Here is a 23,865-nt window from a genome sequence, read left to right on the forward strand (position 1 = left end):
TGGAGTAAGCCATGACGGCAACGGCAAGCAAACCCGCGCTGACCGGCGGCTGCCAATGCGGCGCGATCCGCTTTGCGCTGTCGGCTGCGCCGACCCGGGTCAGCATCTGCCATTGCCGCATGTGCCAGAAGGCCACCGGCGCGCCATTCGCCTCGCTTGCCGATATCCCGAACGAGAACTTTGCGTGGACCCGCGGCAAGCCAGCGGCATTCAAGTCGTCGTCGATTGCGGAACGTGACTTCTGCGCCAAATGCGGCACGCCGCTGAGCTACCGCGCCATCGGCGGCACCAAGATCGAGATCATGACCGGCGCCTTCGACCGGCCGGACCGCGTGGTGCCGACGCTGCAATACGGCACGGAGTCACGTCTGGGCTGGGTTGGCAATGTGTCGAACCTGCCGAGCAAGACGACGATGCAGAATTTCGGTCCGGAGAAATGCGCAGAAGTGTTCAGCTATCAGCATCCGGATCATGATTGAGATGGCGTGTTTCAACAAGGATCGCGCGCATGGGCAGTTTGCTGTTCGACTTGCTGATGTGGCCGATCGCCAAGGTGCTTGAAAAAGTGTTTGACGTGGTACTCTGGCGGAGAACTGAAACGCCCCCGTCAGACGACCCGACCTACAAGAAGAACGTTCAGAGACTCATCGAACGCAATCGAGAATTCGAGAAACGACCATGACCAAGATTCCTGACTTCACCAACATCGCTTTCTCGCCCGTCGCCGCCGGCGCGCCGTCGCAGGGCGAGCCGTGGCTGACGCCCGAAGGCATCCTGGTGAAGCCGGGTTACGGCGAGGATGACGTCAAGGGCATCGACTTCCTCGACACCTATCCGGGCATCGCGCCGTTCCTGCGCGGCCCCTACCCGACCATGTATGTCAACCAGCCCTGGACGATCCGGCAATATGCCGGGTTCTCCACCGCAGAGGATTCCAACGCGTTCTATCGGCGCAATCTCGCCGCCGGCCAGAAGGGCCTGTCGGTTGCGTTCGATCTCGCCACCCATCGCGGCTACGACTCGGACCATCCGCGCGTGTCGGGCGATGTCGGCATGGCCGGCGTGGCGATCGACTCGATCTATGACATGCGCACGCTGTTTGCCGGCATTCCGCTCGACCAGATGAGCGTGTCGATGACCATGAACGGCGCGGTGCTGCCAATCCTTGCGCTTTACGTAGCCGCCGCCGAGGAACAGGGCGTGCCGCCGGAAAAACTGACAGGCACCATTCAGAACGACATTCTGAAAGAGTTCATGGTGCGCAACACCTATATCTATCCGCCGACGCCCTCGATGCGGATCATCTCCGACATCTTCGCCTACACCTCGCAAAAGATGCCGAAGTACAATTCGATTTCGATCTCCGGCTATCACATGCAGGAAGCCGGCGCGACGCAGGATCTTGAGCTGGCCTATACACTCGCTGACGGCGTCGAATATCTGCGCGCAGGTCTCGCAGCAGGCATCGATGTCGACCGCTTCGCCCCGCGTCTGTCGTTCTTCTGGGCGATCGGCATGAATTTCTTCATGGAAGTCGCCAAGATGCGCGCCGCGCGACTGCTCTGGGCCAAGCTCCTGACCCAGTTCAATCCGAAGGATCCGAAGTCGCTGTCGCTGCGCACCCATTGCCAGACCTCCGGCTGGTCGCTGACCGCGCAGGACGTCTACAACAACGTGATGCGCACCACCATCGAGGCCATGGCGGCGACGCAGGGCCACACCCAGTCACTGCACACCAACGCGCTCGACGAAGCGCTGGCGCTGCCGACCGACTTCTCGGCGCGCATCGCGCGCAACACGCAGCTCTTTTTGCAGCAGGAAACCGGCACCAACCGCATCATCGATCCATGGGGCGGCTCGTATTATGTCGAGCGGCTCACCCACGATCTCGCGACCAAGGCCTGGGCGCATATCCAGGAAGTGGAAGAGCTCGGCGGCATGGCCAAGGCCATCGAGGCCGGCGTCCCCAAGCTGCGCATTGAGGAAGCCTCGGCCAAGACCCAGGCGCGCATCGATGCCGGCCGTCAGGCCGTGATCGGCGTCAACAAATACAAGCCGGAGAATGAAGAAGCGCTCGACGTGCTCAAGGTGGAAAACTCCACCGTGCGCCGGCTGCAGATCGACAAATTGAAGAGGCTTCGTGGCGAGCGCAGCCAGGCCGACGTCGATGCCGCGCTGGCGGCGCTGACGCGCTCGGCAAAGGACGGTAACGGCAACCTGCTGGCGCTGGCCATCGATGCCGCGCGCGCCAAGGCCACCGTCGGCGAGATCTCGGACGCGATGGAGAAGGTGTTCGGCCGTCACCGCGCCGAGATCAAATCCATCACCGGTGTCTACAAGCGCGAGGCGTCCACCATGAACGACAAGGTCCAGAAGGTTCAGGCGCTGATCGATGCCTTCGAGGACGCCGAGGGTCGCCGCCCGCGCATCCTCGTCGCGAAAATCGGCCAGGACGGCCATGACCGCGGCCAGAAGGTGATCGCCTCTGCCTTCGCCGATGTCGGCTTCGACGTCGATATCGGGCCGCTGTTCGCGACCGCCGATGAAGCCGCGCGACAGGCCGTCGAGAACGACGTGCACATCCTCGGCCTCTCCTCGCTGGCCGCTGCCCATCTCACCGCCGTGCCCGAACTCAAGGCCGCGCTTAAGAAACAGGGCCGCGAGGACATCATGATCATCATCGGCGGCGTCGTCCCCCCGCAGGATTACGACGAACTCTACAAGGCCGGCGCCGAGGCGATCTTCCCGCCCGGCACGGTGATCTCCGAGGCGGCCGAAGAGTTGATCCACAAGCTCAATGCGCGGCTGGGACACAGCGAGGCGGCGGAGTAAGGGTGTTGAAGACGTTTGCGCTGGTCGCCCTCACCTGTCTCCTGTTCGGTGAGGCGTCCCTCGCCGCCGAGCCCACACCCGACATCCAGCTCAAGGCCAAATACACCGAGGTCGCCATCTTCTTCGATGCCGCGATCAAGTCCGATGCTCCGCTGCTGAAATATCTCACATCCGCCAGCAATGGCTGGGCTGCGAAGACGCTCAAGGAGCTGGCCGAGCAGCGCAAGGATATGCGCGATCTGCCTGCCGACATCCGCAACCGGCCATGGGAATCGGAGCGCAGCTATACGCAGAGCTCGCTCGTCTCCGGCCGCTATGTCAGCATCATCCGCGCGGACTACAACTACACCGGCGGTGCACATCCCAATCGTGCCAATGACACGCTGCTGTGGGACAGGCAGGCCGGCAAGATGATCAGCATCCGCCCTTTCTTCACCGAGCTCGCCGATGGTGGCCCGGCGATGACGGCGATCCGCGATGCGGTCGTCGCCGATCTGAAAATCGAGAAGAAACAGCGCGACAACGACAATCCCGACATGAGCCTCGTCGATGCGCTGGAGCCGAAGCTGCTCAAGATCGGGCCGCTGTCGCTGACGCCGTCGACATCAGCCGGCAAGAGTTCCGGCCTCACCTTCCATTACGGCCCCTATGCGGTCGGCTCTTATGCCGAAGGCGATTACGACGCCTTCGTGCCATGGGAGAAATTCAAGCCATATCTGTCGGCCGAGGGCAGCGCGATCTTCGGCGGCGAGCGGCCGAAGGACGACGACAAGGGGCCGCAGTGACGAAAGCCCCCATCGACATCGGCGCGCTCGCCAAAGACGTCCGCGCCGGCTCCCGCGCCGCGCTGGCGCGGGCGATCACGCTGGTGGAAAGCCGCCGTGCCGATCATCAGGCCGCCGCGCGCGAACTCGTGCAGGCGCTGCTGCCTGACACCGGCCGTGCGTTTCGCGTCGGCATCACCGGCTCGCCCGGCGTCGGCAAGTCCACCACCATCGATGTGCTCGGCATGTATCTGATCGAGCGCGGCCACAAGGTCGCGGTGCTGGCGGTCGATCCCTCTTCGGCGCGCACCGGCGGCTCTATTCTCGGCGACAAGACGCGGATGAACGATCTGTCCGCCCATCCGAACGCCTTCATCCGTCCCTCGCCCTCCTCCGGCACGCTCGGCGGCGTCGCGGCGAAAACGCGCGAGGCCATGTTACTGTGTGAAGCCGCCGGCTTCGACGTGGTGCTGGTGGAAACCGTCGGCATCGGCCAGTCGGAAACCGCGGTCTGCGACATGACCGACTTCTTTCTCGCCTTGATGCTGCCCGGCGGCGGCGATGAACTGCAGGGCATCAAGAAAGGCCTGATCGAACTCGCCGACATGATCGCCATCAACAAGGCCGATGGCGACAACCTGAAGCGCGCCAATATCACCGCTGGGGACTATCGCGGCGCGCTGCATATCCTCGCGCCGCGCTCGGAGCACTGGCATCCGCCGGTCGTGACCTATTCGGCATTGACCAAGACGGGTATCGCCGAGCTCTGGGACAAAGTCGTCGCGCATCGCACCGCCATGAATGCCTCCGGCGATTTCGCCGGCCGCCGCCGCGAGCAGCAGGTGAAATGGATGTGGACCATGCTGGAAGATCGCTTGAAAGCGCGGCTGCGCAGCGATCCCGCGATCCGCAGCAAGGTCAAACAGGTCGAACGCGACGTCGCCGACGGCACGATGACGCCTGCCGTCGCGGCGGAGGCGATCGTCACGCTGTTGAAGGATTGAGATGAGCAGCGCCCCGCGCATCCTCATCACCGGCTTCGGCCCCTTCCCCGGCGCGCCGGTGAACCCGACACAGGCGCTGGTGTGGAAGCTTGCGACACTGCGCCGTCCCGCTTTCGCCGACGTCACCCGCATCCCGCATATTTTCGACGTCACCTACGCCACCGTCGATCGCGAATTGCCCGAGCTGATCGCGCGCCATCGCCCGGATGCCCTGCTGATGTTCGGCCTCGCCGCGCGCACGCCCTATATCCGGATCGAGACGCGCGCCCGCAACGCGGTGTCGATGCTGTGGCCCGATGCCGGCCACACGACGGTGCGCCGCGCCAGCATCGTACCTGGCGCCGGCGCGCAGATGTTCGGCCCGCACACGGCGCGCCTGTTCCGGGTCGCCCTCGCCAGCGGCGCCGACGTGCGCCCCTCACGCGATGCCGGCCGCTATCTCTGCAATTACCTGTCCTGGCGCGGCATCGAGGCCACCCGCGCGCCGAACGGGCCACGCCTCGCCGCCTTCGTCCATGTGCCGCTGCTGGCGCAAGACACTGCGTCGCGTCGCATGACCTCCGACGAGCTTACCGATACCGGTGAAGCGATCCTGCTGGAGATGATCCGCATGACCCGGGTCAAACTGCGTGATGCAGCCGGGAATTCCCGGGTTTGAGACCGTCGAAACGACGCTCCCGGCTATTTTCTGAACATTAATTCATAAATTGGGGAAATTCCGCCGGTTTCCGCGACGCAGCCATGCCGAAAGTCAACTTGTGCGTCGCAGCATGAAGACCCTAATGGCGGGAATACTTCCAAGGACAGCTTTGTGACCGACATCAACGCCGACGCCCCCCTGGCGGTGTCATCGACCCATAGCCCAATGAAATTTGGCGAATTCGTCGTCGTGATCGCTTCGATCATGGCGCTGAATCCGCTCGCCATGGACATCATGCTGCCGGCGCTGCCGCATATCGGTGCGGCCTTCAAAGTCCCTGATGCCAACCACCTTCAGAGCGTCCTCTCGGTCTTCCTGCTCGGCTTCGGCGTGGCTCAATTCGCCATCGGACCGCTGTCGGACCGCTACGGCCGTCGCCCGATCCTGCTTGGCGGCATGGCCGTCTATTGCGCCGCGAGCGTGCTCGCGCTGTTTGCGCCGTCGTTCGAAATCCTGCTGCTTGCCCGCCTGCTGCAGGGCGTCGGCACCGCGGCGACGCGTGTGATCGCGGTGTCGATCGTCCGGGACTGCTATGCCGGCCGCCGCATGGCCAGCGTCATGTCACTGGCCATCATGGTTTTCATTTCCGTGCCGGTCATCGCCCCGTCTTTGGGCCAGGCCCTGATGGTCCTCACGGAATGGCGCGGCATCTTTGTCGTGCTGATGCTGTACGGCCTGCTGACGCTGGCCTGGAGTGCCTGGCGAATGCCGGAGACGCTGCCGGTCGCCAAGCGCCGCTCGCTCGCCATTCGTGATGTGCTGTATGCCTATCGGCAAACCGTCAGCCATCGGCAGACGATGGGTTACGGCCTCGCTGCCGGCATCCTGCAGGGCGCACTGTTCGCTTTCGTGTTCACCTCGCAGCAGGTGTTCACCGAGATTTTCCATCTCGGCCCATATTTCCCGCTGGCCTTTGCTTCCATCGCTTTCGGCGTCGCTGCGGCCAGTTTCTTCAACTCGCGCGTCGTCCATCGCTTCGGCATGCGCGCACTCTCCCACGGCGCCCTGCTCGGGTTTGTTACTGCTGGCGCGGCGATGCTGCTGGCGGTCGTGACGGGCTTCGTGCCGCTATGGCTGTTCATCGCGCTGTCGATGCTGATGATGTTTGCCTTCGGCCTGATGTTCTCGAATTTCACCGCACTGGCGATGGAGCCGCAGGGCCACATCGCCGGCACGGCCTCCTCGCTCTACGGGACGCTGACCACGCTGCTGGGTATCGCCATCGGCACGGTTATCGGCCAGCACTATGACGGCACTCTGCTGCCGTTCGCGACCGGCCTTTTTCTTTGCACCCTCACTGCATTCGCGGTGATCCTCGTGGTGGAAAAGGGCCGCCTGTTCAAGCCTCACAAGATGGTGAGCTGAACGCTCTCGCGACGCAGCCGAATGGCCGTCGCGCAATTTTGAAATGTCTGGGAATACGTCGGGGCGAACCCGGCGCCGCCATGAACGTTATCAATTTTTACCGGAGCAATCCGATGCCCTACGCACTGTTCTGTGACGACGCGAAACTGAGCAAAGCCTATCCGACCGAAGCCGACGTCTGGAAACTTGCCGCCGAGAGCGGCCTTGTCACCGATGTCGAAGCCAAGAATTCGAAGCCGACACCGCGCCGCGTACTCGACAATGATTACGAGATCCGCCCGTGTCAGGCCGAGCCCGGCGAATGCCCGGAAAAGAACGAACGCGACGCCCAGGCCGAGAAGGACTTCCAGCTCGCGCTGACGAGACGATAGCGCGGGGCGCCCTAAGGCGGACCAGCGAAGCGACGTCCGAAATAAATTATGCGTCTGCACTCACCACCGTTGGCCTTTCTCCCGAGCACACATCGTCATTCCGGGGCGCACGAAAGCGGCAAAGCCGCTGAAGTGCGAACCCGGAATCTCATGATGTTTGGCACTGCCGGAAACTCCCATGTCGAGATTCCGGGTTCACGTGCGCGAAAGCGCGCCCGCGCCCCGGAATGACAGTTTGGGGCGGCAAGACAGTAGTCGAACATTTTTTCCTATCTCCTGTTGACAGCACCTCCATCAGGTTTATATTCCCCCTCGTCCTGCCCCACCGAGAGGGGCGATCGCGATCGTCACGTTCGCGGGGTGGGATGCGGTGGACGCCGGAGATGCGGCGTCACGCGGTTCATGGGTGACGTCTGTCTTCGGGCAGGACGGATCTGCGCCAGCACTGCCACTGGCAAGGGGACGGCCGGCCTTCGGATGGAAAGACTCCCTGGACAGTGTGACGGACGACCAAGTCAAAATGTGTCCGGCTTACTCGCTTGAGGCACCCTGTCCCATTCGCCTTGGGACTGTAATTTTGGTGATCGGATCGTTCGCCATGGCAACGCGCAAGCAACCGAAAAAACACCGTATGCGGAACGCCGGGCACTTCGCCCAGCGCGTCCGAAAGTCCTGATGCATTCACACTTGCGGAGTACCGCATCGCATCAGGCCCAAGGGTGCAACGGGCACCTGGCGTTCCGCACGCCCTCTTTCAGGAGGGTGGGAATGCGAAACACGACGGCGCCCCCGCGCCGCAAACAATGGGGGTGATGACGCATGTCTGAAGCACAGTGGCTGTTTGACATTTGAATCCGACGAAGCCGACGGGTAGAGCGCGGGCGCGAAACCCACCTGCATTCCAGTGGCACACGCGCTGCTGTACCGCCGTCTAGCGCGCAGGTGAGCGCCTCATTAACCCTACCCTGCACATTCATCGCAGTCGCTCTCGCCTGGCAACGTCACACGCATCATCTTGCGTTACCTCATCAGCGGACATCCACCGGGACCTTGAACCATGGACCTGCATCGCCGCCATCTGCTGACTGCGTCCGGCGCGGGTCTTGCCGCCGGTGCATTCGCCGCATCGAGCGATGCGGCACGCGCCGCCCCGCTCACCTCGACGCTCGGGCGCGACGCCACGCAATATGGCGTGCGCGCCAACAGCCAGGACGACCAGACCCGCGCATTGCAACGCGCCATCGACGAGGCGGCACGTGCGCAGGCACCGCTCGCATTGCCGCCCGGCAACTATCGCACCGGCATGCTCAGGCTCGCGCGCGGCTCGCAGATCATCGGCATGCGCGGTGCAACGACCCTCACCTTCAGCGGCGGCGCGTCACTGCTGTCAGGCGAAGGCGCGGACTATGTCAGCCTCAGCGGCCTCGCGCTGGACGGCAATTTCGCCAAACTGCCGCCGCGGCGCGGGCTGCTGCACATGGTGCAGGCGCGCGAACTCCGCATCAGCGATTGCACCGTGACCAATAGCGGCGGCGCGGGCATCTGGCTGGACAACACGGCGGGCGCGATCACCAGTAATACACTCACCAACATCGCCACCACGGCCATCGTCTCGTTCGATGCGCAGGGATTGATCGTCGCGCAAAACACCATTTCCGGCACCAGCAGCAACGGCATCGAGATCCTGCGCACCGCCATCGGCGATGACGGCACGCAAGTGATCGACAATCGTATCGAGGATATCAAGGCCGGCCCTGGCGGCTCCGGTCAATATGGCAACGCCATCAACGCCTATCGTGCGGGCAATGTCATCGTCTCCGGCAATCGCATCCGCAATTGCGATTACTCCGCGGTGCGCGGCAACTCCGCATCGAACATCCACATCACCGGCAACAGCGTGTCGCGCGTGCGTGAAGTCGCGCTGTATTCGGAATTCGCTTTCGAGGCCGCGGTGATCGCCAACAACACGGTCGATGGTGCGGCGCTCGGTGTCTCTGTCTGCAATTTCAATGAAGGCGGACGCATCGCCGTCGTGCAAGGCAATATCATCCGCAACCTGCTGCCGAAGCGGCCGATCGGCACAGCTCCCGACGACGATGCCGGCATCGGCATCTATATCGAGGCGGACGCCAGCGTCAGCGGCAATGTCGTCGAGAACGCGCCGTCCTTCGGCATGATCGCGGGCTGGGGCAAGTATCTGCGCGATGTCGCCATCACCGGCAACGTCGTGCGCAACAGCTTCATTGGCATCGGTGTATCGGTCGCACCGGGCGCCGGTACTGCGCTGGTCAGCAACAACATGATTTCAGGCGCGCCGCGCGGCGCTGTGGTCGGCCTGGATCATGCAAAGCCGGTGACACCGGACCTCACCGCCGATGGCGCACAGCGCTATCAGCAGGTTGCGGTGTCCGGCAATACGGTGCGCTAAAGCGCTGTCCGCAGCATCGGATAGCGCGCGCTGATCACCAGAGGATCGAGCGCCTTCTGCCAATCCAGATCTGCCGGCGTCACGGTCGCCTGCCGAGGCGGCGCCTGCCGCAACAGGGTTTCGATCGGGATCAGGACGGGCGAAGCCGCTTCAGCCACCGGCTCGATGTCAGGCTGCAAGGGCGCAACCGCAGGCGCTGCAATAACAGGAGCCACAACGGCAGGCGTTACGACGGCAGCAGGTCGTGGTTCAGGCGCGCGCGGCGCCCGGTAGATCACCCCTTCCGAAGACAGCACGCGCCTCACGGCGGCGGTCTCGCCCTCAACCATCAGCCGCCAGCGTTCAACCGCTTCCTTGGCTTCCTGAATATTGTCGAGAAACTCGGCTTCACTGTGAAAACGGCGCCACCGCCCGCTCTCGAACAGTTCTGTCAGGTATTCGAGCCGGCTCTCGGCAAGAGCGCACCAGCGCTGGGCCAGTGGCCGACCAATGCCAGCATGCGGGTAAGGAAAATTCAGGTGAGATGACATGGAAATGTCCGCAAGAGAAAAAACGGACGCAATGCAACAAACGAATCACTCACCAATACTTGGAGAGTTTCTGTGGAAAAGTTTTCGGGGTCCAGCGCGATGTGGTCAAATCTGAATAATTGCGTTGGAAACACGTGAGAAAGCCCCGTCAAACCTGAGGTATTGCAGTCAAGACTTGCTTGAGCCTTGCTCGATGCCGGGCCATGCACCGGCAATCTATGACCTGAAGGTTAAAATTTTTGGTTAACAAAAACGAAAGACCCGCCCGGGGGGACAACCGGACGGGTCAAGCTATACCGGGCGCAGATGTTTGGGCGCACGCGCCGGATATGGCCTCGTTGGGGAGGGAATGCCGCTCCCACATCCATATGTCCGGCACACCCGGCCAAACGTTCAACGATCAGCGGATTATTTTTGGACGTCTGACGCCATCGACGGCGATGACGCCTCGACCGCACGCGTCGCCGGCGCCGGCGCGGTGACGACAACAGGCGTCACAGGCGCAGGCGCTGTGGCCATGGGTTGCTGAGCGCCCTGCACTGCCGATACCGCACTATAGGCATCCGCCGCTCCGGCACCGAACAGGTCGTCACGGCCAGGCGCACCAAGATCACGCGCGGTTGTCATCAGGATGCTGCGGATCTCGTTCGGCCGTAGTTGCGAATTGCGCTCGATCATCAATGCGGCAAGCCCGCTGATATAGGCCGCCGAGAACGAGGTGCCCGACGTCATCTGGTACTTGTTGTCCGGCGCTGGCAGGAAAATATCGACGCCCGGCGCAGCCACCGCGATATGACTGCCGCGGTTCGACGCGGTGAACAGCCTGTCATATGCATCGGTGGCGCTGACAGCGATCACGTTGGGGTTTGCAGCGGGATAAAGCGGCGGCGATTTCGGCCCGGCATTGCCTGATGCTGCAACCATCACGATGCCCTTGCTGGCTGACGCCGCAATACCGCGCTCGATCAACGGATCCTGTGGGCCAGCGAAGCTCATATTGATGACTTGGGCACCATTCAATGCCGCGTGGTTGATGCCCTTGAGGATGATGAAAGACGAACTCTCGGCACCGCCCTGCGAAACGCCAAAGGCACGAATGGCAAGAATGCGCGCACGCGGCGCACTGCCCATCAGCCGCGCATGCGATACGATCGCCCCAGCAATGCCAGTGCCGTGCACATGCGCGCCTTCCTTGCTGCCAAGCGCATCGAACGAACCCACGATGGCATCAGCGAGTTCGGGATGCGCGACGTCGATACCGGAGTCGATCACAGCAACTGTGACATTGGCACCGGCGGACAGTTTGTGCGCCTCGGGCAGACGCAGCTTCGCCACCGCATATTGCGCAGGATCGCCCTCAGCCGGTGCCGGCGTTGTCACCTGATCCTGCAGCACATAGCGGAAATTGGGTTGCACCGCGCGCACGTCGATCTCGGCGCGCATCTGGGACTCAACAGTTTCGACCGAACGATTATCGGTGATCCGGAAAAGGTTGATCGTCGTGCCGATCAGCGGAAAATCCTGCGACGACAGTCGCTCCAGGCGCAGACGGCGCGCCAGCGCATCTGTCTGGTCGGGCGTCAGCGTGCCGTCGAGTTCGGCGACGATCTGTCGGGGGACGTAGCGCGTGTTCAGGGCCGCCTGCGGGCCGTTGCTGCGCGGTCCACCACCGGCATTCTGACTGCGCGGCGTCGGGCCGCCGCCGAGATCTGCAACGAATGGCTTCTCGTTGCACTCGCCGGATGCCGCGCGATTGGCATAGGCACAGCTCGGATAGGTGTTCGGCGAATAACGCACATAGGGAATGGTTGGCAGCACGCCCACGATCTTCGGCGGCGGCGTACGCCCTGGCCGCGAGGATATGGGCGGTGTCCGGCTGGCTGTCGTCCCGACCGCCGCCCCGCGCGGGCCAACGCCGGTGATACCGACGCGACCAGCAATCGGTCCGCGGCTCGCGATACTTGGACCACGGCCGGCGATGCGGCCCGCACCGGCAGCGATATTCGGATTGATACGCGGCGTTGTACTGGGAGAGATCGTGGGAACACGCGATCCGATATTGAGACTCGGCGAACGCATCATGCTTTGCGCGCCGGCAACCGAAAGGCCGAACGGCCATGCGACAGCGAGCGAAAGCACAGCGGCCGTGCATTTCATTATCGGTCCGGAGGCACCACGATCATGTCTCATGGAACAGGCCTCGCACGCACAATGCGGATCGGATCAACCGACGGCGCCTATTGCGCCTGAACCGCCATGCTGACGATCTTCTCGTTCTCCAGCCGGCGGATCAGCCCGGCGATCTGGTCCTTGGTCATGGCGCGATTGCCGAACTGCAGCCGGAACAGCCCGTCCTTGCCGCTGTCGACAATCGTGCCCTGATAGCCGTCGAGCAGCGTTGTAATGTCAGACACCCGCGCAGTCGGCGCAAAACGGACGAACAGGCGCGTCGGGGCTTCTACCGAGGCCGGTGCCGGCGCGAGCGACCGGGTGACAGTGGTCGGTGCACTCGCTGGCGACGGCGCGGCTTCATAGGACGCGGTCTGGAATGTGCGTGTATCGCGCTGCATCAGCACGGTACCAATCACACCGGCCTGCAGCATGATGGCGAGCGCGCCAACAGCGGCCGAAGCCGCCAGCGTCCGCGGCGAAAGCGATGCAAAAAATCCGGAAATTCGCGCCGACAAACCGACCGATGTCGATCCGCTGCGCACCGGCTCGGCGTCAATCGCAGCAAACAGCTTCTGCATCGCCCGTGAGGACGGCGCGCCGAGGCTCTCATTGAGGCCAATGGTCTCCGCATATTCCTCCTGGATCACGGCATATTGCTTCGCCAGTTCCGGATCCTTGGCCAGCGCATCATCGACGCGGCGAGCATCACGCGCGTTGAGCGTGCCCGCGGCGTGCCAAGGCAGCAATGCCTCGATCTCGCCTGGCTCCTGGGTCGGCACTTTGTTGCTCATCGCCATCATGGCCAGCCTCGTTCAATGCCGGCTGCCTTGAGCAGATCGGCTAATTTCTTGCGCGCATAAAACAGGCGCGTCTTGACGGTGTTCTCGGGAATTCCAACGATCTCGGCCACCTCTTCCACGGACTTTTCGTGGTAGTAGACGAGATCAACGATTTCCCGATGCTCGGGCGAAAGAGATGTCAGGCACTTCCGCAACGCGTCACTGGTATCCTTTTTCTGAACCGACACTTCGGGATTATCGGACGTATCCTCGATCGCGTTGGCCGTCTCGTCGTCCAGTTCGGCGTCCTTGCGCTTGCGCAGCGCGGACAGCGCCTTGAACCTCGTAATCGCCAGGAGCCAGGTCGAGACCGCGGAACGGCCTTCGAATTTGCCTGCCTGCCGCCACACATCCAGGAACACCTCGCTGATAAGATCCTCAGCAATCTGTTCGTTCCGCACCAGCCGAAGGCCGAAGCGAAACACCCGGACATGGTGCCTGCCATAAAGCACCTGCATGGCAAGACGGTCGCCTTGCGCAATCCGGGCGATCAGAATCTCATCCGATGCCGCCTGTGTTGCACTCACTGCCCGTCTCGCAAGGTTGGTCTGAATGAGGATGTAAGAGGTTCGATTGACAAGATAAAATCTTCTCGAATGGGCAGGAATATACCGGTCGCGGCTGTTTTAACCGCGCCGAACGGGCTTTTACCGCCCTTTTCTTGGGCGGAACGGGTAACAGGTAGCATAATGCTGGGGCATTTCCGACCCGAACGCCAGCGATTCACACGGCAACCTTACCAAGTCGTGGCTTCCGGAACAGCCTTGAGACGGCGGAACCTGCATTTTGCAGCCATATCCCGAAACCCTCGTCAATGAATACCGTAACTTGTCATGGCGGCTTGTCCGCCACATCAAGTCAACTCGCCCGGGCCCGTCATCGGCCCGGGCATTTTTACTTAAATAACAAAGCTATTCTTGAAACCTTCTGGCATTTCCGCTGCACGCGATCTGTCGACATTTGTCGCCGAGAGCAGCGAATGAGTAGCCGGTTACCAGATTTGACTCACGGCAATAGATACCAAACCTAAAGGCTTTGAGCACTAGAGTTTCGTCAGCGAAACCCATCGACGGGCTCAATGACCGCAGCCGCTTCATCAGTCTTCAATCCGCTCAACGGCGACTTCGAAGCCGTCGATGGAGAGTTGCGGTCAGACATGCTGGCGCGCCGCCTGAAGCGGCGACGGCAAATGCTCGCATTGGCGACTGCCAGTCATGCCGTCAACGTCGTGCTGCTTTTCGTCTTCCTTGCAGCGGGCACTATCGATGGCACCATCATCGCAGCCTATGCAGGCTCCGCCTCCGCCTCGGTCCTGATCTTCCTTGCGATCTCCGAAAGCGGCTTGACGGATGACTGGCGCGATCATTTCTTCGCAGCGCCATACACCGCCGTCACCTTCGCACTGCTGCTCACCTTCATCTACATTGCCCCCGATGTAGCCGTCGTGTTTCTCTGCGCGTTGTTTCTCGTCGCCAACGTCGTGGCTCTGCGCACCACGCCCCGTGAAGGCATCGGCGCCTGGACCATCATGACCGGCGGCCTCGCGCTGCTGTATTTCTTCGTCGATCTACCCCTGACGCTGCCCTCCGGCAACTCGATCGAGCGCTTCGGCACCCTGCTGACATTCTCGATGACCATTGCCCGCAGTATGTTCATTGGCATTTTCGCCAGTTCGCTACGCGACGCGCTGTTTCGGCGCCGCGTCGAGCTCGAAGCCGCCTACAAGCGCATCGAAGAGCTCGCAGAACTCGATGAACTGACGGGGTCGTTCAATCGCCGCTGCATCATGCGGCTGCTTGACGATGAAATCATTCGGGCACAGCGCAGCAATACGCCCTGCACCGCGGCGCTGATCGACCTCGACTGGTTCAAGCGGATTAACGACAATTTCGGGCATCCGACTGGCGATGAAGTGCTGCGGACCTTCGCCATCACCATTTTCGCCAATATCCGCAGCATCGACAAATTCGGCCGCTATGGCGGCGAGGAATTCCTGCTGGTGCTGCCGGACACGCCGCATGACAAGGCCGTGCAAATGCTTGACCGTCTGCGCGCAATCGTCGAAGCACTGGATTGGAGCGCATTTTCCGACGGCTTGACCGTGACGATTTCAGGCGGCGTTGCGACATTGGGTCCGAACGACACGCCAGACACCTTACTCGCACGCGCCGACAGCGCACTCTATGCCGCCAAGGAGCGCGGACGAAATCGAATTGCAAGCGCCTGAACGAATTTCACGAACCCTGGCTGCAACATATTGGCGGCAGGACACGATTAGAATTACGGGATTTGATTTATGTCTTCGAAGTCACCGTTATCGGCAAATTTACTCGACGAACTTGACGCCGCACTGGCCCACGGAACGGTCGCACGGCGCGTGGAAACGCTGCGCCGTGTCACGGATCTATTCGTCAACAATGCCGTGGATTACTCCGACGCGCAGATCGCAGTGTTCGACGACATTTTCGATTGCCTGCTGACGCATATGGAAGCGTCTGCAAGGGCCCTTCTGGCCGAGCGGCTGGCACCCGTCTCTGTCGCACCGCCCCGGGTCGTCCGAACCCTTGCATTCGACGATTTGATCGAGGTCGCCGCGCCCGTGCTCTCCCAGTCGGAGCAGCTCGACGACCATACCCTGATCGAGAATGCACGCACCAAGAGCCAGGACCACCTGCTGGCGATTTCGACGCGCAAGGTCCTGAGCAGCGCCCTGACGGATGTTCTCGTCGAGCGCGGCAACGACGCCGTCGTCACCAGCACCGTCAACAATCGTGGCGCCGAGATTTCAGAACGCGGTTACAATACGCTGCTCTCCCGGGCCGAGGGCAACGACACGATCGCGACGTGTGTTGGCTTGCGTCCGTCCATTCCGCGCCACCACTATCTGAAGCTCGTCGCCAAGGCGTCGGCCTCGGTCCGGGCGAAGCTGGAAGCCGCCCACGTCCACCACACCGCCGACATATCTCTGGTGGTTCAGCAGGTCGCCCGGCGGGCTCGCTCCGCACCAGGCAGCATCAGTCAGCAGACCGTCATCGCCCATGGTCTCGTGCGCTCGCTGTTCGAAGACGGTCGGCTGGATGAAAACGAAGTGGCGAAATTCGCCGAAACCGGCAAGTTCGACGAGGCCAACGCCGCGCTCGCGTGCCTGGCCAATGTGCCGGTCTCGGTCGCGGAAACCATGATGGTCGAAGCCCGCAGCGAGGGTATTTTCATTCTGTGCAAGGTCGCGAATTTTTCATGGAAGACGGTCAAGACCATCATCAACATGCGCGAGCAACTCGCTGGAGCGCAAATGTCTGACAGCGCGACCGACCGCGAGACCTATGAGCGCCTCCGCATCTCCGCGGCGCAACAAGTCCTGCGCTTCCACCGTATGCAGCAGGCGACGTCCGACCTACCTGCCGCCTGACGTTTGTCAGTCAACATGTTTCCACGCGAATGACCGCAGTCTGGCCATTGCGATCGAGCGCTGCAACGCCAATTGCGCTGAGCAGCCATTCCGTCAGCAGGCATCGACTTGCCGGTGAAGGCACTGATAGTGATGCCTCGATTACGGCGGGCAACGCCGGAACGGGTTGGCATCAAGCAGGGCGGGATTCATGCGCGTCTTGATTACAGGCGCCGGTGGCTTCATCGGCAGAACGCTCACTTCTGCGCTGCTTCAAGCAGGCGCGCTCACCAATGCTGCAGGCACAAGCGAAATAATCGAGGAGCTCCTCCTTCTCGACACACATTTGCCGCCAGCATCCGACCGACGTGTGAGAAATCTGCCAGCCAGCATCGCGTCGCCCGATGCGCTGAGGCGGATCGCTGCCTGGAAACCCCATAGCGTGTTTCATCTCGCCGCTGTGCTGACCAGCGCCGCAGAACAGGACCCGGTGCGCGCGCTGGCGGTGAATGTTTCGGCACTGGCGGAATTGATCGACGCCATCGGCGCGAAAGATGATCCGCCGCGCCTGATCTTTCCAAGTTCGATCGCGGTCTTCGGCGGACTATTGCCTGATCATGTCGATGACGATCACCTGCAGCGTCCGCAAACGTCCTATGGCACGCACAAGGCCATCGCCGAATTGATGCTGGCAGATGCCACGCGTCACGGAATGGTCGATGCACGTGCCCTGCGCCTGCCTATTGTGTTGGTGCACCCCGGCCCGCCAACACAGTCGGTATCTGACCGGATCGCAGGCATCGTTCGTGATGGCGTTGCCGGAAAGCCGTCGATTTGCCCATTGCGCGCAGATACGAAAGTGCCGGTTGTCTCGGTCGAGACCGTTGCGCAGAATTTGATCACGCTTCACAATGCAGACCCGGTCAAGATGCGCGGGAAACGCGTGCTCAACCAGCCTGCCCTGACGATCAGCATGGACGACATCATTGAATCCATTGCACGTGTCACCAACACCACGCCGAACGTGACATATGCCCTCGATCCCGATCTCAAGAAGATCGTCGATAGCTGGCCGAAAGGTTTTATCTCCACCCGCGCGCCATCCCTCGGCGTCGTCGCTGACAAGAGTTTCGAGGATATCGTGAGCCAGTATCGCCAGCGTCTTGCCGAAAAATCTGCTGCATGACCGAACCTGCAGTCGACATCTGCATCATTGGTGCCGGCTCATCCGGCATTGCCGTTGCCAAGGCCCTGCACGACAAGGGGCTCAGTTTCGATATCTACGAGAAGGGCTCAAACATCGGCGGGATGTGGCGCTACGGCAATGACAATGGCCTGTCCTGCGCCTATCGCAGTCTGCATATCGACACCAGCCGCAACAATCTCGGCTATTCCGATTTTCCGATTCCAGCCGATAAGCCTGACTTCCTGTCACACCAGCAATTGCTGGACTATCTGGAATCCTATGCTGATCGATTTGGCGCACGATCTCGCATCCGCTTCAACTGCGAAGTGACTTCGGTCGAAAAGACCGACGACGGCTGGCGCGTGACGACGAAGGAAGGTACCCGCGAATACAAGACGGTGATTGTTGCCAACGGCCATCTCTGGGATCCGCGTTGGCCGACCTTCTCTGGCACATTCAACGGCGCGGCGATTCATTCGAGCCAGTATCGCACCGCGCAGCCTTTCGAGGACAAGAAGGTGCTGGTCGTCGGCATCGGAAATTCGGCCGTCGATATTGCCGTCGATCTCTGCAAGCGCGCCAGCAGCGTCGTACTGTCCACGCGAACCGGCGCCTATATCATGCCGAAATACATGATGGGGATCCCGATCGATCGCTGGTCGGCCTTCTTCGCGCGCAAGCTGAAATTCCCGACACTGCTGACGCGCATGATCATGGCCCGCCTGATCTATCTCGCTGTCGGCGACCAGACCCGCTTCGGCGTGCCGAAGCCGAAACATCCCATGTGGCGCGAACATGCGACATTGAGCCAGGAGTTGATGCCTTATATCGGCCATGGCTGGATCAGCATCAAGCCGAACGTCACCTCACTGGAGGAGGACGCCATCGCCTTCGCCGATGGCACGCAGGAGAGCTTCGACGCGGTGATCTATGCCACCGGTTACAAGACCAGCTTCCCGTTCCTCGCGCCCGAGATATTCTCGGTGCCGGAAGATGGCGGCATGGTCGATCTCTATCGGCGCATCACGCCGCCGAACCGACCCGGCCTGTTCTTTGCCGGATTGGTCCAGCCGATCGGGCCGACCATCCCGCTGGTCGAAATCCAGGCCCGATGGATCGCATCTGTGCTGACCGGGAAGGTCGCCCTACCCAGCCCTGGCGATATGGCGCTGGAGGTCCGCGACTTTCACCAGAAGAAGATCAGCACCTGGCTGAATTCCGCGCGCTATACGTTGGAAGTCGACTTCAAGGACTATGCCGGCGAATTGAACGGCGACATCGCGACGGCGGCGAGCGGCCGTCCTGCGGCCGTGGCGTCGGCCTGACCGGATTCATTTTCCGCGGAACGCGTGGCTCACGCGCCGCTCAATAGCGCAGTACTTTCGAACCGATGGCTGCCCCCAGCGCCGCCACGACGAGGGCTGCGAGCGTGTACCAGGTTGCGACAAACAGCGGCGAGTCGTCCGCGCAATGCGCGGCGTAAAACGTCGCCCCTAGCCCGGCTGACATCAATCCCGCGAGCGCACCAGCAACGGCGGGGCGTGACGGCGCGCCGTGGCGCAGCGCGATCATCGCGCCACCGAGGATCGGCAGCGACAGCAAGGTGATCGCCGCCGAACACAGCGACGAGTTTCTGCCGATAATGCGCACCATCATCGGCGCGCGCTGCGGCATCGTCATTTCGACGATCAACGCGACAATGAGAATAAAGGGCGACAACAATAACAGCCAGATCCAGCGTCCCAACGACGCCTCGGGCCGGGACAGATGGACACTGATCACGATGGCTGGAATAGCAAGCGCCAGGGTCACCAGAAACTTCGTATCGAAGAACGGATTGCGCATCGCCGACATAAAGTCCGGGCGAATGCCAAGCGTCACCAGCAACATCGCCGCCACCACCGGCAGCGTGACCAACAAGGCCATTGCGAGCTGGGTACTCACGGAGCGCGGTCTCTGATCATTGTCCGCGGCCAGCGTCTGAATCAGGCGATCGGTATCCATGGTCAATCCTTTCGCAGCTTGGCTGCGAGGCTCGCGAGCCCACGATGCAACGCCACGCGCACGGCGCCTTCGCTCATCGACAATTTCGACGCCGTGGTCTTGATGGATGCGCTCTCCACCGCGATCGATTTCAACACGTCGCGCTGGCGCGGCGGAAGATCGGCGAGATGATTGGATATCTCGACGGTGGGCAATGTTTCAGCTGGCGGCTCGCTCGGAATCGTCTCGGCAAAATCGTCGATATTGACGAAGATCCGACGCCCGCGCCGGCGCAGCGCATCGATCAGCTTGTTGCGGGCGATCGCGAAGAGCCACGGCGCGAACGGCGCGTTCGCGTCCCAGGTCTGCCGCTTCAAATGCACCGCCAGCAAAATATCCTGCACAATGTCCTCGGCCTGATCGGGCGGCTGGCCAGCCCGTGACAAGCCCCGCCGCGCTCCGGCACGCAGCACGGGCGTAACCGACTTCAGCAGGCGATGATAAGCAACGCTATCCCCTGCATTGGCCGACCGCATCAGATCGGTCCATTCGTCGTCACGTCCGCGCACGCGCGCTCCTAAAGCCAATTCGGCGGATAATTCAGTTTGTTACGCCAGCGGAGAGAAAAATCACGGAACCGTGAAACCCTTGCCTACGCCCCAATCCCGAGCCGAATATTTCAAAGACATCCGGCTCATAGCATCGAACCGTCAGAGTGACATCCGTCGCCTTGATTTCAAAGGCAGATTTTTGCTGACGCCTGTGGAGACGATGACTGCAGAAGTGTTCATGCCCCGTTTTTGCCGGACTCGTCCGAAGATTCCCTTTTTTTGCCCCGGTGTGAACACCTGCGCAGTTTCCCTTGCGGCCATTGGGGGCCGGTATTTTGGGGAGATTTCCATGAACATCAGAGCCAGCGGGCGTGCGGCATTGGTCATCGCAGCCGGATTGTGGATCTGCACATCGGCACCGCTTCACGCGACCGAAAACGACACCGCGGCATCCGAGCCGGCCGCAGCGGTCGGCAGCGCCGCAGACACATCCGCCGAACCAGCAGCGAAGGCCACCAAGCACCGCAGTGCCAGGAAGAGCGAAACGAAATCGCGCAAGTCCGACCGACAGGCAACCAAGGCGTCGAAAAAGCCCGCTGAGGAGGACACCGCCAAGACGGAAGACGCGAAGCCGGGAAGCAGCAATACCGCCATCCCATCATTGGTCGCCAATGCCAATGCACAATGGCCCTCTGAGACCGCAGCGACCAACACCTACAACATGTCATCGCAAGCCGGCAGCGCGCTTGGCCAAATCGGCGGCCAGCAGGAACAGCCCGCTACGACCACGCCGGATTCCAGCGCCAGCAATGCGCAGCTCGTGGCCGCTGACCAGCTCAACGACCTCGATCGTGCCATCAGCGACGACAAGCCGCCGCTGACGCTCGCAAAGGCCACCATCGATACGCCGGCACCGGAAGTCGTCAGCGAGAACGGCACGACCTGGGACAAGACCTCCCTCGTTGGCAAGATCTTCATCGCCTTCGGCGGCTTGCTGACCATGGCCTCTGCGGCCCGTATGTTTATGGCTTGAACCCCATCCCCCGAGCGGGCAAATTGCACGGAGCCGCCGATCCTGGCGGCGTCGGCAAAAAATCCGCGGGATGGAACATGAGCAGCTACGAACACCTCATCGTTGAGCGCAAAGGCGCGGTCGGCATCATCACGCTGAATCGCCCGAAGATGCTGAATGCGCTTTCTTTCGGTGTGTTCAGCGAAATCAAGATCGCCATCGACGAGCTGGAAGCCGACACCGCCGTGGGCTGCATTATCGTGACCGGCAGCGAGAAGGCATTTGCCGCCGGCGCGGATATCAAGGAGATGCAGCCAAAGAGCTTCATCGACATGTTCTCCAGCGACTTCACGTCAATCGGCGGCGACCGTGTCGCTACCTGTACCAAACCGACCATTGCTGCAGTCAGCGGCTATGCGCTCGGTGGCGGCTGCGAACTCGCCATGATGTGCGACATCATGATCGCCGCAGACACCGCGAAGTTCGGCCAGCCGGAAATCACCCTCGGCACCATTCCCGGCATCGGTGGCACGCAGCGTCTCACTCGCGCCATTGGTAAATCAAAGGCGATGGACCTCTGCCTGACGGGCCGCATGATGGATGCAGCCGAAGCCGAGCGCTCCGGTCTCGTCAGCCGCGTTGTCCCGGCCGACAAGCTGATGGAAGAAGCCATCGCCATGGCGGAAAAGATCGCCGCCATGTCACGGCCGGTGGCGACGATGGCAAAGAACGCCGTCAATCGCGCCTTCGAGACGCCGCTCACCGAAGGCCTCAAGGTCGAGCGCGATCTGTTTCACGCGACGTTCGCGCTGGAAGACCGTTCAGAAGGCATGGCCGCCTTCATCGAGAAGCGGAAGCCGGTCAACAAGAACCGCTAGGCTGAGCCGCTGCGCGCGAGCGCGGCGGACACCAGCACACGATAGGCACGTTCGGCCCATGTGGCCGGACGATCGAGTCCGAGCCGCGCCAGCGCCGCTTCGTCAGATGCGCTGGCTGTATGCGTCATGCCCTCCCAGAATAATCCAGCGAGCTTCTGCGGCGACGCCGATGCAGTGCTCAGGATCTGTAGTGCGGGGATCAGGCGCTGCTCCACGTCAGTGAAATCGCTGCCAAACGGGAACATGGGCAGCAGACCAGCGTCCCGCGCCGGCCTGAGCGCAGCGGAAATCCGCTCAGGTACATTGTCGCGATACGCCACAGGAATGTCATACCCTTTCGGAAGCTTTCCAGCTTCCTTGGCTTGTCGCATCAGTTCCGGCTGAAAGCGCGAGTCCGACACCTGCAGCATGGCCGCGATCACGTCGGCGTCCGATTTTCCGCGCAGATCGGCGACACCATACTCTGTCACGATGATATCGCGCAGATGTCGCGGGATCGTGGTGTGACCATAACTCCAACGAATATTGGAGGCTGGCTTCTTCCCGGCACGCGTCGCTTCGAGAGTCAGGATCGAGCGTGCACCCTCCAGAGCAAAAGCCTGTGAGACGAAATTGTACTGTCCGCCGACGCCGCTCACGACCTGGCCGTTCTCGAGACCGTCCGAGATCGCAGCGCCCATCAGCGTCGCCATCATCGTATTGTTGACGAAGCGCGCATCGACGCGCGCACGGCGCTTGGCATCTTCGTCACCGTAGAGTTCGTTGGTGAACGACACCGGCATCATCTGGATTTTCGCCAGACGCTCCCGCGTCATGTCGCGCAGCGCCTGATAGAATGCCTTCGGCCCAAGAAAGAACGCGCCGTGCACGATGGTGCCACCCACCTCGCGCTTGAGAATGCCCGCATCAATCAAGCCGAGAAACGCCTCGAACAGCATTTCGCTGACGCCATAGAGACCACGTTCGAACGTCGCGACTTCTTTCGGAGGCGCGTCGGGGACAAGGCGCTGCATCAGACTGCGGAACGCCGCATTGTCGCGATGGCGAACGATCAGGCCCTGCGCCAGCGCATCGCCCACTTGTCCGATGCCGATCTGCAGCGTGCCGCCATCGCGCACCAGGCCTGCAGCGTGTAATCCAATCGCATATTTGGTGTCGTTGACCGGTTCGGACGGTGGCGCAAACAGCGGAAATTCGGTCTCCGGACTTTCGAGCACCGTGTGAAACTCATCGCCGGCGAGATCACCCTGCCCTGGCATGAAGGGCAATTCCGAATTGACCTGACCGATCAACTTGAACGAGACGCGCCCTTCGTTGCGCGCCCGCATCAGATCAAGCGTGGTGTCGGTATTGCAGCTCAGACTGTAGCGCGCCGCGCCATCGACCACACGCTTCGACACCAGTTGCGTGATCACGTTAAGCCCACGCGTCAACAGATAAGACGCCGCATGGGTGTAGTTCGCTGAAATATAGTGTTGCTGTGCGTCGGCGACCCGCAGCCATTTTCCCGCAAGGAAGAAGAATTCGTTGACCTGAATGTTTGGCGGGAGCTCGCCTTTATGCAGCGCGTTTGCATAAGCGAGATCGGGATAGCCCCCGAATAGCCGCTCGATCACCGGATTGATGAAGCGCTTCTCCAGCTCGCTGGATGGTTTCGGCCTCTCCAGTGTCAGGGCAGAGAAGAATGTCAGCCTGATGCTGCGATCGGCCAGCGCGCGCTGATAGAGCGCATTGATGATGTGGTTGGCCTTGCCAAGCCCGAGCGGCAATCCGACCACGAGCGTCGTCCCCACGTCGCGAATGATGTCTTCGGCGATGGCGTCGGGATCAGTGAATATCTTGGGCATAGGCATTCCGGCTGG

At 61.7% G+C, this 23,865-nt stretch carries 22 protein-coding genes; 15 read left to right on the forward strand and 7 right to left on the reverse strand.

The features are described from left to right. Positions 1 to 11: 11 nt before the first annotated feature. From AB8A33_RS16310 to AB8A33_RS16350, 9 genes are all read left to right on the forward strand, one after another. Positions 12 to 479 (forward strand): GFA family protein, encoded by a 468-nt coding sequence (locus AB8A33_RS16310; protein ID WP_439093703.1) that lies wholly within the window; start codon positions 12 to 14, stop codon positions 477 to 479. 29 nt (positions 480 to 508) lie between these two features. Beyond that, entirely contained in the window at positions 509 to 682 is a 174-nt protein-coding gene (locus tag AB8A33_RS16315) for a hypothetical protein (protein WP_439093704.1), read from the forward strand. Continuing rightward, positions 679 to 2,832 (forward strand): methylmalonyl-CoA mutase, encoded by a 2,154-nt coding sequence (gene scpA, locus AB8A33_RS16320; RefSeq protein WP_439093705.1) that lies wholly within the window; start codon positions 679 to 681, stop codon positions 2,830 to 2,832. Before AB8A33_RS16315 ends, scpA begins: the two co-directional genes overlap by 4 nt. Before the next feature lie 2 nt (positions 2,833 to 2,834). Then, a complete protein-coding gene (locus tag AB8A33_RS16325; RefSeq protein WP_439093706.1) occupies positions 2,835 to 3,617 on the forward strand; it encodes a DUF3298 domain-containing protein in 783 nt (260 codons plus the stop codon). Continuing rightward, the gene (gene meaB, locus AB8A33_RS16330) at positions 3,614 to 4,600 is read left to right on the forward strand and encodes a methylmalonyl Co-A mutase-associated GTPase MeaB (RefSeq protein ID WP_439093707.1); all 987 of its coding nucleotides are present in this window, start codon (positions 3,614 to 3,616) and stop codon (positions 4,598 to 4,600) included. Before AB8A33_RS16325 ends, meaB begins: the two co-directional genes overlap by 4 nt. Before the next feature lies 1 nt (position 4,601). Continuing rightward, positions 4,602 to 5,258 carry a pyroglutamyl-peptidase I family protein gene (locus AB8A33_RS16335; RefSeq protein ID WP_439093708.1) on the forward strand — a complete coding sequence of 219 codons (657 nt, stop codon included), beginning with the start codon at positions 4,602 to 4,604 and terminating at the stop codon, positions 5,256 to 5,258. Positions 5,259 to 5,411: 153 nt separating this feature from the next. Beyond that, complete coding sequence (locus AB8A33_RS16340) at positions 5,412 to 6,665, forward strand: multidrug effflux MFS transporter (protein WP_439093709.1); 1,254 nt, start codon at positions 5,412 to 5,414, stop codon at positions 6,663 to 6,665. Between the two features lie 113 nt (positions 6,666 to 6,778). Then, entirely contained in the window at positions 6,779 to 7,036 is a 258-nt protein-coding gene (locus tag AB8A33_RS16345) for a hypothetical protein (RefSeq protein ID WP_439095951.1), read from the forward strand. 1,057 nt (positions 7,037 to 8,093) lie between these two features. Then, entirely contained in the window at positions 8,094 to 9,464 is a 1,371-nt protein-coding gene (locus AB8A33_RS16350; protein WP_439093710.1) for a TIGR03808 family TAT-translocated repetitive protein, read from the forward strand. On the opposite strand, the gene AB8A33_RS16355 is transcribed toward AB8A33_RS16350, so the two are convergent. The 4 genes from AB8A33_RS16355 to AB8A33_RS16370 all read right to left on the reverse strand — a co-directional run bounded on the left by AB8A33_RS16355 (position 9,461) and on the right by AB8A33_RS16370 (position 13,532). After that, positions 9,461 to 9,994: a TIGR03809 family protein gene (locus tag AB8A33_RS16355; protein WP_439093711.1), complete on the reverse strand. Its 534-nt coding sequence runs from the start codon at positions 9,992 to 9,994 to the stop codon at positions 9,461 to 9,463. The genes AB8A33_RS16350 and AB8A33_RS16355 overlap by 4 nt on opposite strands. 408 nt (positions 9,995 to 10,402) lie before the next feature. Continuing rightward, positions 10,403 to 12,151 (reverse strand): S8 family serine peptidase, encoded by a 1,749-nt coding sequence (locus AB8A33_RS16360; RefSeq protein WP_439093712.1) that lies wholly within the window; start codon positions 12,149 to 12,151, stop codon positions 10,403 to 10,405. A gap of 80 nt (positions 12,152 to 12,231) precedes the next feature. Further along, a complete protein-coding gene (locus tag AB8A33_RS16365; RefSeq protein WP_439093714.1) occupies positions 12,232 to 12,966 on the reverse strand; it encodes a hypothetical protein in 735 nt (244 codons plus the stop codon). Then, positions 12,963 to 13,532 (reverse strand): sigma-70 family RNA polymerase sigma factor, encoded by a 570-nt coding sequence (locus AB8A33_RS16370; protein ID WP_089266985.1) that lies wholly within the window; start codon positions 13,530 to 13,532, stop codon positions 12,963 to 12,965. The genes AB8A33_RS16365 and AB8A33_RS16370 overlap by 4 nt, the downstream gene beginning before the upstream one ends. A gap of 551 nt (positions 13,533 to 14,083) precedes the next feature. Here AB8A33_RS16370 and AB8A33_RS16375 point away from each other — a divergent pair. The 4 genes from AB8A33_RS16375 (at position 14,084) to AB8A33_RS16390 (ending at position 18,904) form a co-directional block, all read left to right on the forward strand. Continuing rightward, positions 14,084 to 15,232 carry a GGDEF domain-containing protein gene (locus tag AB8A33_RS16375; protein WP_439093715.1) on the forward strand — a complete coding sequence of 383 codons (1,149 nt, stop codon included), beginning with the start codon at positions 14,084 to 14,086 and terminating at the stop codon, positions 15,230 to 15,232. 69 nt (positions 15,233 to 15,301) lie between these two features. Continuing rightward, the gene (locus AB8A33_RS16380) at positions 15,302 to 16,414 is read left to right on the forward strand and encodes a DUF2336 domain-containing protein (RefSeq protein WP_439093716.1); all 1,113 of its coding nucleotides are present in this window, start codon (positions 15,302 to 15,304) and stop codon (positions 16,412 to 16,414) included. Positions 16,415 to 16,604: 190 nt separating this feature from the next. Beyond that, on the forward strand, positions 16,605 to 17,579 hold the full coding sequence (locus AB8A33_RS16385) for an NAD-dependent epimerase/dehydratase family protein (RefSeq protein WP_439093717.1): 975 nt from the start codon (positions 16,605 to 16,607) through the stop codon (positions 17,577 to 17,579). Further along, positions 17,576 to 18,904 carry a flavin-containing monooxygenase gene (locus AB8A33_RS16390; protein WP_439093718.1) on the forward strand — a complete coding sequence of 443 codons (1,329 nt, stop codon included), beginning with the start codon at positions 17,576 to 17,578 and terminating at the stop codon, positions 18,902 to 18,904. The genes AB8A33_RS16385 and AB8A33_RS16390 overlap by 4 nt, the downstream gene beginning before the upstream one ends. Positions 18,905 to 18,944: 40 nt before the next feature. On the opposite strand, the gene AB8A33_RS16395 is transcribed toward AB8A33_RS16390, so the two are convergent. Together AB8A33_RS16395 and AB8A33_RS16400 are read right to left on the reverse strand one after the other, a co-directional pair. Further along, on the reverse strand, positions 18,945 to 19,583 hold the full coding sequence (locus AB8A33_RS16395) for an NrsF family protein (RefSeq protein ID WP_231077389.1): 639 nt from the start codon (positions 19,581 to 19,583) through the stop codon (positions 18,945 to 18,947). A gap of 2 nt (positions 19,584 to 19,585) precedes the next feature. Continuing rightward, the gene (locus AB8A33_RS16400) at positions 19,586 to 20,131 is read right to left on the reverse strand and encodes a sigma-70 family RNA polymerase sigma factor (RefSeq protein WP_439093719.1); all 546 of its coding nucleotides are present in this window, start codon (positions 20,129 to 20,131) and stop codon (positions 19,586 to 19,588) included. A 331-nt stretch (positions 20,132 to 20,462) separates the two neighbouring features. Between AB8A33_RS16400 and AB8A33_RS16405 the strand changes: the two genes are divergently transcribed. Continuing rightward, a complete protein-coding gene (locus AB8A33_RS16405) occupies positions 20,463 to 21,146 on the forward strand; it encodes a hypothetical protein (protein ID WP_439093721.1) in 684 nt (227 codons plus the stop codon). Positions 21,147 to 21,223: 77 nt separating this feature from the next. After that, complete coding sequence (locus tag AB8A33_RS16410) at positions 21,224 to 22,003, forward strand: enoyl-CoA hydratase (protein ID WP_092147734.1); 780 nt, start codon at positions 21,224 to 21,226, stop codon at positions 22,001 to 22,003. Here the strand turns inward: AB8A33_RS16410 and AB8A33_RS16415 are convergent. Further along, positions 22,000 to 23,850, reverse strand: a complete 1,851-nt coding sequence (locus AB8A33_RS16415; protein ID WP_439093723.1) for an acetyl-CoA hydrolase/transferase C-terminal domain-containing protein — start codon at positions 23,848 to 23,850, stop codon at positions 22,000 to 22,002. The two genes, AB8A33_RS16410 and AB8A33_RS16415, sit on opposite strands and share 4 nt — an antisense overlap. Positions 23,851 to 23,865 lie beyond the last annotated feature (15 nt).

The organism is Tardiphaga sp. 813_E8_N1_3 (assembly GCF_051811025.1).
In the GTDB taxonomy this organism is placed as follows: domain Bacteria; phylum Pseudomonadota; class Alphaproteobacteria; order Rhizobiales; family Xanthobacteraceae; genus Tardiphaga.